This is a genomic window from Pseudomonas costantinii (genome assembly GCF_001870435.1).
In the GTDB taxonomy this organism is placed as follows: Bacteria; Pseudomonadota; Gammaproteobacteria; order Pseudomonadales; family Pseudomonadaceae; genus Aquipseudomonas; species Aquipseudomonas costantinii.
On sequence record NZ_MDDR01000064.1, the window covers coordinates 1 to 16,474 of the forward strand.

The 16,474-nt window shown below is 63.4% G+C and carries 1 protein-coding gene and 1 pseudogene; both read left to right on the forward strand.

Annotation, left to right across the window (positions count from 1 at the left end):
* On the forward strand, positions 1–10,551 hold a 10,551-nt coding region (locus BFL40_RS30200; protein WP_143088346.1), incomplete at its 5' end, for a non-ribosomal peptide synthetase.
* A 310-nt stretch (positions 10,552–10,861) separates the two neighbouring features.
* Positions 10,862–16,474 (forward strand): annotated as a pseudogene (locus BFL40_RS30205) (amino acid adenylation domain-containing protein); the annotation flags it as partial.

The following is a 16,474-nucleotide window of genomic DNA, read 5'->3' on the forward strand; positions in this document are numbered from 1 at the left end:
CCGACCGAAGCCACCACCTTCTCGACCACCCATGAGATTACCCGGGCGGACGAGGGCAGCATTCCAATTGGTCGCCCGGTGGGTAACAGCCGCGCCTACGTGTTGGATGCGCGCCAACAACCGGTGCCGGTCGGCGTGACCGGGGAGTTGTATATCGGGGGGCAAGGGGTGGCCCTGGGTTACCTCAACCGAGCCGAGCTGACGGCGCAGGCATTCCTCGCCGATCCGTTCAACGACGGTGCTCTGATGTACCGCACCGGCGACCTGGTGGCCTGGCGCGAAGACGGGACTTTGCAGTACCAGGGTCGTAATGACCAGCAGGTGAAGATTCGTGGTTTCCGGATCGAACTGGGCGAGATCGAAACACGCCTGAGCGAACACCCGCAGGTCAAGGACGCCGTGGTGCTGGCCCGTGAAGACGAGCCGGGGCACAAGCGTCTGGTGGCGTACTTCACCGAGCGTGAAGGCGTCGACATCCAAGCATTGCGTGAGCATCTTCAAGCACAGTTGCCGGACTACATGGTGCCGGCGGCCTACGTACGCCTGGACAGCCTGCCGTTGACCAACAACGGCAAGGTCGACCGCAAAGCCTTGCCCGCGCCGGATCAGGACGCATTGCTCAGCCGTGGTTACGAAGCACCTGAAGGTGAAGTGGAAACCGTGCTGGCACAGATCTGGGCGGACGTGCTCAAGGTCGAGCAGGTCGGTCGTCACGATAACTTCTTTGAATTGGGCGGCCATTCGCTGTTGGCGGTCAACCTGATCGAACGCATGCGCCGCGCCGACCTCAGCGCCGACGTGCGCGTGCTGTTCAGTCAGCCAACCCTGGCGGCGCTGGCGGCTGCCGTGGGCAGTGGGCGTGAAGTGGCCGTGCCGGCCAACCGGATTACCCCAGAGTGCGTGCGCATTACCCCGGACCTGCTGCCTCTGGCGAGCCTGGATCAATCAGCGATCGATCGGATCGTCGCCAGCGTACCGGGCGGTGTGGGCAATGTGCAGGACATCTACGCCCTGGCACCGTTGCAGGAAGGCATTCTGTACCACCACATCACGGCGGAGCAGGGCGATCCATACCTGTTGCAGTCGCAACTGGAATTCGACGACGTCGAGCGTCTGCAGGCGTTTGCCCAGGCCTTGCAGCACGTGGTCGAGCGCCATGACATTCTACGTACCGCTGTGGTTTGGGAAGACCTGGCCAGCCCGGCCCAGGTGGTATGGCGCAAGGCCGAGTTGCCGGTGCAGGAGCTGATGCTAGACCCGGCCGACGGCGACATCCTGACCCAGTTGCATACACGTTTTGATGCCCGGCATTATCGCCTGGACGTCAGCCAGGCCCCGCTGATTCGTCTGGTATACGCCGAAGACCGCACCAACCAGCGGGTTGTAGCGATCCTGTTGTTCCATCATTTGGCGCTGGACCATACCGCCTTGGAGGTGGTCAGCCAGGAAATGCAGGCCAGCCTGCTGGGGTTGTCCGAGCCGTTGGCGGCGCCGATCCCGTACCGCAACTATGTAGCCCAGGCGCGCCTGGGGCTCAGTGAGCAGGAGCATGAAGCGTTCTTTCGCGAGATGCTTGGTGATATCGATGAGCCGACTTTGCCGTTCGGCTTGCAGGATGTACAAGGCGAGGGTCATGCCATCCGTGAAGCCTCGGTGGTCATGGACGCCGATTTAAGCCGGCGTCTGAGGGCGCGGGCACGGCTGTTGGGTGTCAGTGCCGCCAGCGTGTTCCATCTGGCGTGGGCGAAGGTGCTGGGCAGTGTGTCCGACTCCCGGCAGGTGGTGTTTGGCACCGTACTGATGGGGCGCATGCAGGGCGGTGACGGCGCCGACCGTGCGCTGGGCATGTTTATCAACACCTTGCCGTTGCGGGTCGACATCGAAGGGTTGGGCGTGCAGGCCGCCGTCAAGGCGACCCATGCACGCTTGACCGGCCTGCTGGCGCATGAGCATGCGTCGCTGGCCTTGGTACAGCGTTGCAGTGGGGTCGCGCAGTCGACACCGCTGTTCAGTGCGCTGCTCAACTATCGTCACACCCCGGCGGCCCACACCGACCTGACTGCCGAGATGGAGCAGGCGTGGCGCGGCATGCGCTTCCTGGCGTCGGAGGAACGCACCAACTACCCGGTCAGCCTGAGTGTCAACGACCTGAGTGAAGATTTCAGCCTGGACGCGTTGACCGTTGCATCGGTGGACCCGCAACTGATCTGCGGCTACCTCGTGACCCTGATCGAACAACTGGTCGATGCCCTGGAGCAGGCGCCACAACTGACACTGGAGCATCTGTCGATCCTCTCGCCGACGCAGACCCGTCAGTTAATCTCGGACTTTAACGCCACCGACGCTGATTACCCACGGGACCTGACTGTGGTGCAGATGATCGAGGCGCACGCCCTGCACACGCCGCATGCCGTGGCGGTGGTGTTGGGTGACCAGGTGTTGAGCTATCGCCACCTGAACGAGCAGGCCAACCAGGTCGCGCATCACCTGCGCAGCCTTGGGGTGCAGGCCGATTCATGCGTGGCGATCTGCATGGAGCGTAGCCTGGCGATGATTGTCGGGTTGCTGGGGATCCTCAAGTCGGGAGCCGGTTACGTGCCGCTCGACCCCGAGTACCCGTCGCAACGCCTGGCACTGGCCCTGCAAGACAGCCAGCCGCTGGCGGTGTTGGTCCACGCACAAACCCGCGCGGTGATGGGTGACACCCACATCACACTGGTGGACCTGGCCGATGCGCAGTTGAGCACGCAGCCACGTCACAACCCGGCCGCCGTGGCTGGGCCGAATGACCTGGCCTACGTGATCTTCACCTCCGGCTCCACCGGTCGCCCCAAAGGGGTGATGGTGGAGCATGGTTCGCTGGTCAACCACATCACCTGGCAGACCCGCGCCTTTGGTTTTGATGCCAACGAGCGGATCTTGCAGCGTACTTCGGTGGCCTTCGACGCCTCCGTCTGGGAAATCTGGACGCCGTTGGCGATTGGCGCACGCCTGGTGCTGTTGCCGGCACACGCCTCAAGGGACGTCGAGCAAATGGCACAGACCCTGGTGGAACAACAGGTCAGCGTCGCTCAGTTCGTGCCGAGCCTGCTGCGCCTGCTGGTGCAACTGCCAGCCAGCGGCGTGCAATGCCGCTACCTGTTCAGCGGCGGTGAAGCGCTGGACCCACAGCTGGCGATGCAGGCCCGGGCGCTGACCACCCACGGGATCGTCAACTTGTATGGGCCGACCGAAGCCACGATCGACAGCACGTCGTGGACCTGTGACGGCAACGCGCCGGTCGAGTCGGTGCCGATTGGCAAGCCAATCGCCAACGCCCGGGCATATGTGCTTGACGCGCGTCTTGAACCGGTGGCGCTTGGTGTTGCGGGCGAGTTGTACATCGGTGGCGCCGGCGTGGCCCGCGGGTATCTGGGCCGGGATGACTTGACGGCCGAGCGCTTCCTGGCGGACCCATTCACCGGCAGCGGGCGCCTGTACAAGACCGGCGACCTGGTGCGTTACCTGGCCGACGGCACCCTGGAATACCTGGGGCGTAATGACGACCAGGTCAAGCTGCGTGGCTTGCGGATTGAACTGGGTGAAATCGAAGCGCGCCTGGCGGCGCATGCCGATGTTCACGAAGCCGTGGTACTGGTGCGTGACGAACGCCTGGTTGCGTATTGCACGGCGCGGGACGCCCAGTCGGACATCGATATCGAAGCCCTGCGCGAGCATGTGCAACAGTACCTGCCGGCCTACATGGTGCCGCAGGCGTACGTGGTGCTGGAGGCGCTGCCGCTGAGCCCCAACGGCAAGCTGGACCGCAAGGCGCTGCCGGAGCCGGGCATGGAGTCGGTGATTGCGCGTGGTTATGAAGCCCCGGATGGTGCGGTCGAAACCCTGCTGGCGCAGATCTGGGCCGATGTGCTCAAGGTGGAAAAGGTCGGTCGCCATGATCACTTCTTCGAATTGGGCGGGCATTCGCTGCTGGCCGTCGGCCTGATCGGACGCATGCGCCAGGCTGGCCTCAACGCCGACGTACGCGTGCTGTTCAACCAACCGACCTTGGCGGCGCTCGCCGCTGCCGTGGGCAGCGGGCGCGAGATTCAGGTGCCGGCCAACGCCATCCCGGCAGGTTGCACGCACATCACGCCGGACCTGCTGCCGCTGCTGACACTCGACCAGCCCAGCATCGATCGCATCGTCGCCACTGTCGCAGGCGGTGCGGCCAACGTGCAGGATATCTACCCGCTGGCGCCGTTGCAGGAAGGCATTCTTTACCACCACATCAGTGCCGAACAGGGCGACCTGTATGTGCAGCAAGGGCAGTTCGCGTTTGCCAACCTTGCGTGCATGCAGCAGTTTGCCCAGGCCTTGCAACAGGTCATCGACCGCCACGATGTGCTGCGTACCGGGTTTGTCTGGGAGGGCCTGGAGCAGCCGGTGCAAGTGGTCTGGCGCCAGGCGCGGATGATCACTCGGGCGGTGCAGTTCGATCCGCGCGGCGGCGACATCGCCGCGCAACTGGCGGCGCACGTTGACCCGCGACGCCATCGTTTGAACGTGAGCCAGGCGCCGCTGATGCAACTGGTCTACGCCGAGGATGAGGCAGGCCAGCGGATCGTCGCCACGCTGCTGTTCCACCACACGATCATGGACCACATGGCCATGGACGTGGTGTGGCGGGAAATGGAAGCTTTTCTGCTCGGCAAGGGCGATGAATTGGTCGCCTCAGTGCCTTATCGCAACTACGTGGTGCAGACGCGCCTGGCGAGTCGCGAGCAGGAACACGAGACCTTCTTCCGCGACATGCTCGGTGATATCGATGAGCCGACCCTGCCGTTCGCACAACAGGACGTGCGCGATGACGGATACGATATCGATGAGGTCGACCTGACCCTGGATGCCGACCTGAGTCGGCGCCTGCGGGTGGTGACCCGCAAGAACGGCGTCAGCCCGGCCAGCCTGTTCCATTTGGCCTGGGCGCGGGTGCTGGGGGTGGTTTCCAGCACTGAGCGGGTGGTGTTCGGCACGGTGATGATGGGCCGCTTGCAGGGCGGTGAGGGCGCCGACCGTGCGGTGGGCATGTTTATCAACACTTTGCCGCTGCGGGTCGATATCACTGGCCAAGGGGTGCAGGAGGCGGTCAAGGCCACCCATGCGCGGCTGTCGGGCTTGCTCGCCCATGAGCTGGCGTCCCTGGCCCAAGTGCAGCGTTGCAGCGGTGTGCCGCAATCGATGCCGTTGTTCAGCGCGTTGTTCAACTATCGCCATAGCCCGGACAACGCTGTTGAAATCACTGAGGCGTCGCGGCGCGCGTGGCACGGCATGGAGTTGTTGCAGGCTCGGGAGCGCTCCAACTATCCGCTGACCTTGAGCGTCAACGATTTGGGCGAAGCCTTCAGCCTGAGCGCGCTGGCGCTGGCGTCGATTGGCGCGCAACGCATCTGCGACTACGTGAACCGGGTCGTCGAGCAGTTGGTCGAGGCGCTGGAACAAGCGCCGCAGACCGCGATCAACAGCCTGTCGATTCTGCCCGCCGAGGCCAGTCGGCAGTTGGTCGAAGGCTTCAACGCTACCTGTGTCGACTACCCCCACGGCTTGACTATTCACCAACGCTTCGAGCAGCAGGTCGAGCTGTACCCGCATACGCTGGCGGCGGTGTACCAAGGCCAAAGCCTGACCTACACCGAGCTGAACCGCCAGGCCAACCAACTGGCGCACCAGTTGATCGAACTCGGCGTGCAACCCGACGACCGCGTGGCGATCTGTGCCCGGCGCAGCCTGGAAATGCTGGTGGGCCTGGTGGCGATTCTCAAGGCCGGCGCGTGTTATGTGCCGATCGATGCGGCGCATCCGGTCGAGCGCCTGAGTTACCTGCTCGGCGATAGCGCACCGGTGGCCGTGCTGATCCAGCCGGCGCTGGCGCAGCGTTTGCCAACGGTGACCGTGCCGGTATTGGAACTGGACAGTCGCCTGTGGCAAGGCCCGTCCAAAGGCAACCCACAGATTGACGGCCTGACCCGGGCACACCTGGCGTACGTGATTTACACCTCCGGTTCCACCGGCCTGCCCAAAGGCGTGATGGTGGAGCATCACACCTTGGAAAACCTGGTGAACTGGCACTGCGACACGTTTGAACTGGGGCACGGCAGCAAGACGTCGAGTGTCGCCGGTTTTGGTTTCGACGCCATGGCCTGGGAAGTCTGGCCGGCGTTGTGCGTAGGTGCGACCTTGTATATGCCGCCGGCCCATGACGGCAGTGAAGACATCGACGCGCTGCTGCAATGGTGGTTGGCCCAGCCGCTGGACGTCAGCTTTCTGCCGACGCCGGTGGCGGAATACGCTTTTAGCCAACAGCTGGAACACCCGACGCTCAAGACCTTGTTGATCGGTGGTGACCGCCTGCGTCAGTTCAATAAGCCGCAGCGCTTCAACCTGGTCAACAACTACGGCCCGACCGAAGCCACGGTGGTAGCGACCTCCGGGCGCATCGAGGCCGGCCAGGTGCTGCATATCGGCAAGCCGGTGAGCAATGCCCAGGTCTACCTGCTAGATGAGCGTCAGCAGCCGGTCCCCCTGGGTGTCGCGGGTGAGTTGTACGTGGCGGGCGCCGGTGTGGCACGGGGTTACTTGAACCGCCCGCAGATGACCGCCGAACGCTTCCTCAAGGACCCGTTCAGCCGCGATCCGCAGGCGCGCATGTACCGCACCGGCGACCTCGCTCGCTGGCTGGAAGACGGTACGCTCGATTATCTGGGCCGCAACGATGACCAAGTGAAAATTCGTGGTGTGCGGGTCGAGCTGGGCGAAATCGAAACCCGCCTGAGCGAACAGGCCCACGTCCGCGAAGCTGTGGTGCTGGCCCGTGAGGGACGCCTGGTGGCGTACTTCACCGAACACCTCGCTCAACAACTGGATATCGAAGCCTTGCGCAGCGGCTTGCAAGCGTGCTTGCCGGAGTACATGGTGCCGGCCGCCTATGTACGCCTGGACCATATGCCGCTGACCGCCAACGGCAAGCTCGACCGCAAGGCCCTGCCGGAACCGGGGCTGGAGGCGCTGATCAGCCGTGGCTATGAAGCGCCCGAAGGCGAGGTGGAAACCACCCTCGCGCAGATCTGGGCGGATGTGCTCAAACTGGAGCAGGTGGGTCGTCACGACAACTTCTTCGAGTTGGGCGGGCATTCGTTGCTGGCCGTGGGCCTGGTGGAACGTATGCGTCAAGCGGGCTTGCCGGCGGATGTGCGCGTGCTGTTCAGCCAGCCAACCCTGGCGGCCCTTGCGGCTGCGATGGGCGCCGGCAACGAAGTGGCGGTGCCGGTCAACCGCATCGGTGCAGGTTGCACGCATATCACCCCGGACCTGCTGCCCCTGGCCACGCTGGATCAGGCAAGCATCGACCGGATTGTCGCCAGTGTCCCTGGTGGCGTGGCCAACGTGCAGGACATCTATGCCCTGGCACCCTTGCAGGAAGGCCTGTTGTATCACCACATCAGCGCCGAACAGGGCGATCCGTACCAGCAACATGCGCTGTTCGCGTTTGACAGCCGCCAGCGTCTGGATCGGTTCGCCCAGGCCTTGCAACACGTGATCGCTCGCCACGACATTCTGCGTACCGGGCTGTTCTGGGAGCAACTGGAAGCGCCGGTGCAAGTGGTTTGGCGCGAGGCCCCGCTGGGGCTGGACGAACTCATCCCGCAAACCGGTGATGTATTGGCGCAGTTGCGTGAGCACTTCAGCCTCGGCCGCCATCGCATGGACATTCGTCAGGCACCGATGATGCACCTGGGGTTCACCCATGATCCGCAGCACCAGCGCTGGATCGGCATGCTGTCCTTCCACCACCTGGTCAACGACGCGACATCCATGGGCGTGCTGGTGGCGGAAATCGAAGCGCACATGAGCGGGCACGAGCAGCAACTGGGAGGCTCGGTGCCGTACCGCAACTATGTGGCCCAGACCCGCCAGGGCAAGGACCGTGCGGCCCACGAAGCGTTCTTCAGCGACATGCTCGGCGATGTCGACGAACCGACCCTGCCGTTTGGCGTGCAGCGGATCGACAGCGAGCGGGATGCCACTGAAGAGGTCGATCACTGGCTGGGTGCGGTGTTCAGCCAGCGTCTGCGTCGGCAGGCACGGCATCTGGGGGTAAGTGCCGCCACGCTGTATCACTGGGTCTGGGCCCAGGTCATTGGCGCGGTGTCAGCTCGCGACGATGTGGTTTTCGGCACTGTATTGCTCGGCCGCTTGCAGGCCGGTGACGGCGCGGACCGTTCGCTGGGGATGTTCATCAACACCTTGCCGCTGCGCGTGCGCCTGACGGATGAAAGCCTCAGTGCGGCGGTCAAGCGTACCCATGTCGCCCTGAGTCAGTTGGTGGCTCACGAGCATGCTTCGCTGACGTTGGCGCAACGCTGCAGCGGCGTGGTCGCACCGGCGCCGTTGTTCAGTGCCTTGCTCAACTATCGCCACGCGTCGACTACGGTCAGTGAGGCCAGCCGTGTTGCCTGGGAAGGCATCGAGATGCTCGCCAACGAAGGGGTCAACAGTTACCCGCTGATCCTCTCGGTGGACGATGTGGGCGAGGACTTCCGGGTCAGTGCCCTGGCACCGCGCTCGGTGGGCGCGCAGCGGGTATTGGGGTACGTGTGCACGGCGTTGGCCGGGTTGGTCGAGACTTTGGAGCAGGCACCGCATTCGGAGGCCAACCGCGTATCGATTCTGACCGCCGATGATCGCCGGCAATTGTTGCAGACGTTCAACGGCACTGCGCGGCACTACCCGCACCAGCAACCGCTGCATCAGGTGTTCGAGGCGTGGGTACAGGCGCATCCGCATGCCTTGGCGGCGGTGCATGGCCAACAACAGATCAGCTATGACGGATTGAACGCTCGGGCCAACCGGCTGGCCCATCACCTGATCGGACTAGGCGTGGTTCCGGGTGCCAGCGTGGCAATCCTGTTGGAGCGTTCCCTGGACCTGCTGGTCAGCCAACTGGCAATCAGCAAGTGCGCGGCGGTGTATGTGCCGTTGGACGTCAATGCACCGCTGGACCGTCAAGGCTTCATGATTTCGGACAGCGGCGCGCAGCTGTTGCTGAGCGTGGCTTCGATTGAGGTGCCGGAAGGCGCGCGTCGTCTGGACCTGGACACCCTGGACCTGAGTGTTGAGCCTGACCACAATCCGGCGCTTGAGCAATCGGCCGAGACGGCGGCGTACATCATGTACACCTCCGGCTCTACCGGCACGCCGAAGGGTGTGTTGGTGCCGCACCGGGCGATCACGCGGTTGGTGATCAACAACGGCTATGCCGATTTCAATCAGCACGATCGTGTGGCGTTTGCCTCCAACCCGGCGTTCGACGCCAGCACCCTGGATGTGTGGGCACCGTTGCTCAATGGCGGCGCGGTGGTGGTGGTCGACCAGGACACGCTGCTGTCCCAGACCGATTTCGTCGCGCTGTTGCAACAGCAAGCGGTCAGCGTGTTGTGGATGACCGCCGGGTTGTTCCATCAGTACGCCGAGGGGCTGTTAGCGGTCTTCCCGCAGTTGCGTTACCTGATCGTCGGCGGCGATGTACTCGACCCGAGCGTGATTGCACGAGTGCTCAAGGACGGCGCGCCGCAACACTTGCTCAACGGCTATGGTCCGACCGAAGCCACCACCTTCTCGACCACCCATGAGATTACCCGGGCGGACGAGGGCAGCATTCCGATTGGTCGCCCGGTAGGTAACAGCCGCACCTACGTGTTGGATGCGCGCCAGCAACCGGTGGCGGTGGGCGTGACCGGTGAGTTGTATATCGGTGGCCAGGGTGTTGCTCTGGGCTATCTGAACCGTGCCGAACTGACTGCGGAGAAATTTCTCGCCGATCCGTTCAACGACGGTGCTCTGATGTACCGCACCGGCGACCTGGTGGCCTGGCGCGAAGACGGCACCTTGCAATACCAAGGGCGCAATGACCAGCAGGTAAAGATTCGTGGTTTCCGGATCGAACTGGGCGAGATCGAAACGCGCCTGAGCGAACACCCGCAGGTCAAGGATGCGGTGGTACTCGCCCGTCAGGACGAGCCTGGGCACAAGCGTCTGGTGGCGTACTTCACCGAACGCGAAGCGCTGGATATCGAGGTATTGCGTACGTGTCTGCAAGGGCAATTGCCGGATTACATGGTGCCGGCGGCCTACGTGCGCCTGGACAGCCTGCCGCTGACCAACAACGGCAAGGTCGACCGTAAAGCCTTGCCCGCGCCCGGTCAGGATGCCTTGCTCAGCCGCGTTTACGAGGCCCCCCAGGGGCCGATGGAAGTGGCGCTGGCGCAGTTGTGGGAGAAGGTGCTCAAGGTCGGGCAGGTGGGGCGTCATGACCACTTCTTCGAGTTGGGTGGGCATTCATTGCTGGCGGTCAGTCTGGTTGAGCAGATGCGCAAGCAAGGGATGGATGCTGACTTGCGTGTGTTGCTCGCTCAACCGACGCTGGCTGCAATGGCCGCGGCGGTGGGGCAGGTCGAGCATGTGGTCGTGCCGCAATCGAGCGTGCCGACGTTCGAGCGCAAACGCCGGATCTGATCGACACACGCTCGGCAATTGGCGTGGGTAAACCGCGCCCATCTGCCGAGCGTGCGCGCTTTTTGGCAATCGGCGTGTCACCCCTGCGTTGTCCCTGCTTCCTATGACATACACCTCCCCGTGGATGTTTTAGTTTTCCAGCCCTGTGGGAAGCCCTTGGGCACGCATTCAACCCATCACTTTTTGAACCTGACGACGACGGCGTCTAGCCCATGAGGGGCCAGGCGCCGCTGTTCGATGCCGGGTGCTCAGGTTGCAATTGAAGCCGGACTTTCTCGTCACTGTTTTCGAATCTTAAGCAGGTCACAACATGCACTTCAGCGAATTGATGGCAGTTCTTTCGACTCACGCGATCCATCTGCAACGTGAAGAGGATGACCTGGTCATCCTGGGCGACGATGAGGGGCTCGACGATGGGTTGATCGACAACTTGCGTGAACACAAAGCGCAATTGCTTGAATTGATCGCACGTAACGGTGGTGACTGGTTGAGCCCGGCCTACCGCATTACTCCGCAGATGCTGCCGTTGACGGCCCTGGACCAGGCGACCATCGACCAGATTGTCGACGCCGTGCCGGGCGGCCTGGCCAACGTCAAGGACATCTACCCGCTGGCGCCGTTGCAGGAAGGCATGCTGTACCACCATTTGACTGCGGAGCAGGGCGATCCCTATCTGCTGCAATCGCAGTACGCATTCGACAGCCGCGCGAGCCTGGAGCACTTCACTCAGGCGTTGCAATACGTGATCAAGCGTCACGACATCCTGCGCACCACGGTGGTCTGGGAAAGCCTCGATGAGCCGGTGCAGGTAGTGCTGCGCAAGGCCATGCTGATCAGTGAAGAACTGCATCTGGACCCGAGCGATGGTGATGTGCTGGGCCAGTTGCGCGGCCGCTTCGATGCGCGTCACTACCGCCTGGATATCCGCCAGGCGCCGATGATGCGCGTGGCCTTCGCCCTGGATTCGCCGAACCAGCGTTGGGTGGCGGTGCTGTTGTTTCACCATATGGCCCTGGACCATACCGCAATGGAGGTGGTGCAGCACGAAATGCAAGCCTTCCTGCTGGGGCAGACCGAGCACTTGGGGGAGCCGGTGCCATACCGCAATTATGTGGCCCAGGCTCGCCTGGGGGTCACTGAACAGCAGCACGAAGCGTTCTTTCGCGAGATGCTCGGTGACATCGATGAGCCGACGCTGCCCTTCGGTTTGCAGGACGTTCAGGGTGACGGCCACGGCATCGAAGAAAGCCACCTGATGCTGGACAACACCTTGAGCAAGCGCCTGCGTGTGCAGGCCCGGCAATTGGGGGTAAGCGCGGCCAGCGTGATGCACCTGGCTCTGGCACAAGTGCTGGGTAAAGTGTCCGGGCGCCAGGAGGTGGTGTTCGGTACCGTATTGCTGGGCCGAATGCACGCGGGCGAGGGCTCGGACCGTGCGTTGGGGATGTTCATCAACACCCTGCCGCTGCGCGTGAGCGTGGGCGAACAAAGCGTGCGCAACGGCCTGAAGCTGACTCACCAGCGGTTGACCGCATTGCTCCAGCATGAACACGCCTCGCTGGCGTTGGCTCAGCGTTGCAGCGCCGTGGCGACGCCCACACCGCTGTTCAGCGCCATGCTCAACTACCGTCACAGTGCCACCGGCGGCAGTGCCGAGGCCCAAACGGCCTGGGCCGGCATGCAAGCCTTGGGTGCTGAAGAACGCACCAACTATCCGCTGACCGTCAACCTCGACGACCTGGGTGAGGACTTCCATATCACGGTACTCGCGGATGCCGAAATCGGCGCCGCGCGTGTCGCGCATTATCTGCATGCCGCCCTGGAAAGCCAGGTGGCCGCGCTGGAGCACACGCCCCAGGCGTCGCTGCAAACCTTGGGTATCCTGCCGGCGACCGAGCGCCAGCACCTGTTGCAACACTGGAACAGCACTGATGCCGTGTTTGCCGACAACGCGTTGATCCACCATCAGGTCGAAGCCTGGGCGGCGGAAAATCCCGACGCCAGTGCGGTGCTATTTGAAGGCCGGCACCTGAGCTATGGCGACTTGAATCGACGCGCCAACCAGGTCGCACACCGCTTGCTGAGCCTGGGCGTACGCCCGGATGATCGAGTGGCGATCTGCGTCGAGCGCGGCCTGGACATGATGGTCGGTCTGTTGGGCATCCTCAAAGCGGGTGCCGGTTATGTGCCGATCGACCCGGCGTACCCGCAGGAACGCATCAGCTACACCTTGCAGGACAGTGCGCCGGTCGCGGTGCTGGTGCAGCAGGCGACTCATGCCTTGGTCGCCGAGCTGTCGGTGCCGGTTATCGAGTTGGATGCCGACGATTGCCAGGCTGAATCTACCCAAAACCCACACGTATCGGGCCTCACCTCGGCCAACCTGGCGTATGTGATCTACACCTCTGGCTCAACCGGCTTGCCCAAGGGCGTGATGATTGAGCACCACAACGTGGCGCGCCTATTCTCCGCCACTGAGGGCTGGTTCAACTTCAATGACCAGGATGTGTGGGCGCTGTTCCACTCGTTTGCCTTCGACTTCTCCGTGTGGGAAATCTGGGGCGCGCTGATCCATGGCGGGCAGTTGCTGGTGGTGCCGCAGCTCACCAGCCGTTCGCCGGACGAATGTTATGCCCTGCTGTGCAGTGCCGGGGTGACGGTTCTCAACCAGACGCCGAGTGCCTTTCGTTCGTTGATTGCGGCCCAGGGCCAGAGTGCCTTGAAGCACTCCCTGCGCCAGGTGATCTTCGGCGGTGAAGCCCTGGAGCCGGGGATTCTCAAACCGTGGTATGCGCGTACGACCAACGCCGGTACGCAACTGGTGAACATGTATGGCATCACCGAAACCACCGTGCATGTGACCTATCGCGCCCTTGAAGCGGCGGATGCGCAACTGGTTGGCGTCAGCCCGATTGGCGGGCGCATTCCGGACTTGCAGTTGTACGTGCTCGACGAGCAGCGCGAACCGGTGCCGGTCGGTGTGGTGGGGGAGTTATACGTGGGCGGCGCGGGGGTTGCCCGTGGCTACCTGAACCGGCCTGAATTGAACGCCGAACGTTTTATCGCCGACCCGTTCAGCGGTCGTACCGAGGCTCGCCTGTACAGGAGCGGTGACCTGGGGCGCCGTCTGGCCGATGGCAGCATCGACTACCTGGGACGCAATGACGATCAGGTGAAAATTCGCGGTTTCCGTATCGAGCTGGGTGAGATCGAGGCACGCCTGGCCGCCTGTGATGGCGTGCGCGAGGCGGTGGTCATCGCCCGCGAAGATGAACCGGGCGACAAGCGCCTGGTGGCCTATGTCATCGCCACCGATGGCGCGGAACCCTCGGCCGTCGAGTTGCGCACGCAGTTGCTGGTGTCCCTGGCTGAGTACATGGTGCCCGCCGCGTTTGTGCTGGTGGCGCAGTTCCCATTGACCACCAACGGCAAGCTCGACCGTAAGGCCCTGCCGGTGCCGGATGCCGACGCGTTGGCGCGTCGGCAGTACGCGGCCCCCGAAGGTGAGGTGGAAGCCGCGATTGCCGCGATATGGCAAGACTTGCTCGGGGTTGAGCAAGTGGGCCGCCAGGATCACTTTTTCGAACTGGGCGGCCACTCATTATTGGCGGTCAAGTTGATCGAGCGCATGCGCCAGGTTGGCCTGAGCGCCGACGTACGCGTGCTGTTCGGTCAACCGACCCTGGCCGTACTGGCGGCCGCCGTGGCCGGTGCGAGCAAGGATGTGGTGGTACCCGCCAATCGTGTCCCCGAAGGGTGCGAGCACATCACCCCGGACATGCTGTCCCTGGCCGCGCTGGATCAGACCGCCATCGACCGGATCGTCGCGACGGTGCCGGGCGGTGCACGCAACGTCCAGGAAATCTACAGCCTGGCGCCGCTGCAAGAGGGGATTTTGTACCATCACCTCGCTGCTGCCCAAGGCGATCCGTACCTGCAATACATGACCTTCAGCTTTGACAGCCGCGAGCGTTTGCAACGTTTTGCCGCTGCACTGCAAGGTGTGATTTCGCGACATGACATCCTGCGCACTGCGGTAGTCTGGGAGCGCCTTGAGGAGCCGGTGCAAGTGGTTTGGCGCGAGGCTGAATTGGGTGTGGATGAGATTCACCTAGACCCGGCCGCCGGTGATATCGCCGTGCAATTGACCGAGTGCCTCAACCCCCGTCACCACCGCCTGGATATTCGCCAGGCGCCGATGATGCGCATCGGTTACAGCGAGGATGCGCCCAACCAACGCTGGGTCGCGGTGTTGCTGCTGCATCATCTGGTGGATGACGCCACGTCGCTGCGCATGCTGACCTCGGAAATCGAAGCCCATACCCGTGGCGAAGAGGCGCTGCTGCCACCGTCGGTGCCGTACCGTAACTACGTGGCTCAGGCGCGCCAGGGTGTGAGTCGCGAAGAGCATGAAGCGTTCTTCAGTGAAATGCTGGGGGACATCGATGAACCGACCCTGCCATTCGGCCTGCAGGATGTGCAGGGTGATGGACACGGTGTCGAAGAGGTCATCCTGGCGTTGGATGACAGCCTCAGCCAGCGCCTGCGCGCGCAGTCCCGTCAGTTGGGGGTGACCCCGGCCAGCCTGTATCACTTGGCGTGGGCGCGGGTGCTGGGCGGCGTCTCGGGACGCACTGATGTGGTGTTCGGCACCGTTTTGCTGGGACGCTTGCAGGGCGGTGAAGGCTCCGACCGTGCCCTGGGAATGTTCATCAACACTTTGCCGCTGCGGGTCAGTCTCGCTGAAGCTGGCGTGCGCGCCATGGTCAAGAGCACCCACGCGCGCTTGACCGGCTTGCTCGGCCATGAGCACGCCTCGCTGGTGCTGGCGCAACGCTGTAGCAAGGTTGCGGCCTCGACGCCGCTGTTCAGTTCGCTGCTCAACTATCGCCAGCTCGGCGGCGCGGACGTCTCGGCAGAGGCGGTGGCGGCCTGGGAAGGCATTGCGGTGCTCGACAGCAAGGAGCGCACCAACTACCCGCTGACCCTGTCGGTCAACGACATGGGGGAGGCCTTCAGCCTGTCGGTCATGGCCGACGGTGCGATCGGCGCGGCGCGGGTGTGCGGCTACATGCAGTGCGTCCTGGAAAATCTGGTACAGGCCTTGGAGCAGACCCCTCAGGCCTCGCTGCAAGGCTTGGCGATGCTGCCGGCGGGCGAGCGTGAGCAACTGTTGCAACACTGGAATGCCACCGACAGCCTGTTCGCCGATGCGGCATTGATTCATCACCAGGTTGAGCTTAAGGCCGCTGTGCAACCCGACGCTACGGCGGTGCTGTTTGACGATCAGCGTCTGAGCTACGACGACTTGAACCGCCGCGCCAACCAGGTCGCGCACCGCCTGTTGAGCCTGGGTGTGCGCCCGGATGATCGGGTGGCGATTTGTGTCGAACGAGGCCTGGACATGATCGTTGGCCTGCTCGGTATCCTCAAGGCCGGTGCCGGTTATGTGCCGATCGACCCGGCCTACCCACAGGAACGCATCAGCTACACCTTGCAGGACAGCGCGCCGGTCGCGGTGTTGGTGCAGCAGGCGACTCATGCCTTGGTCGCCGAGCTGTCGGTGCCGGTTATCGAGTTGGATGCCGACGATTGCCAGGCTGAATCTACCCAAAACCCACACGTATCGGGCCTCACCTCGGCCAACCTGGCGTATGTGATCTACACCTCTGGCTCAACCGGCTTGCCCAAGGGCGTGATGATTGAGCACCACAACGTGGCGCGCCTATTCTCCGCCACTGAGGGCTGGTTCAACTTCAATGACCAGGATGTGTGGGCGCTGTTCCACTCGTTTGCCTTCGACTTCTCCGTGTGGGAAATCTGGGGCGCGCTGATCCATGGCGGGCAGTTGCTGGTGGTGCCGCAGCTCACCAGCCGTTCGCCGGACGAATGTTATGCCCTGCTGTGCAGTGCCGGGGTGACG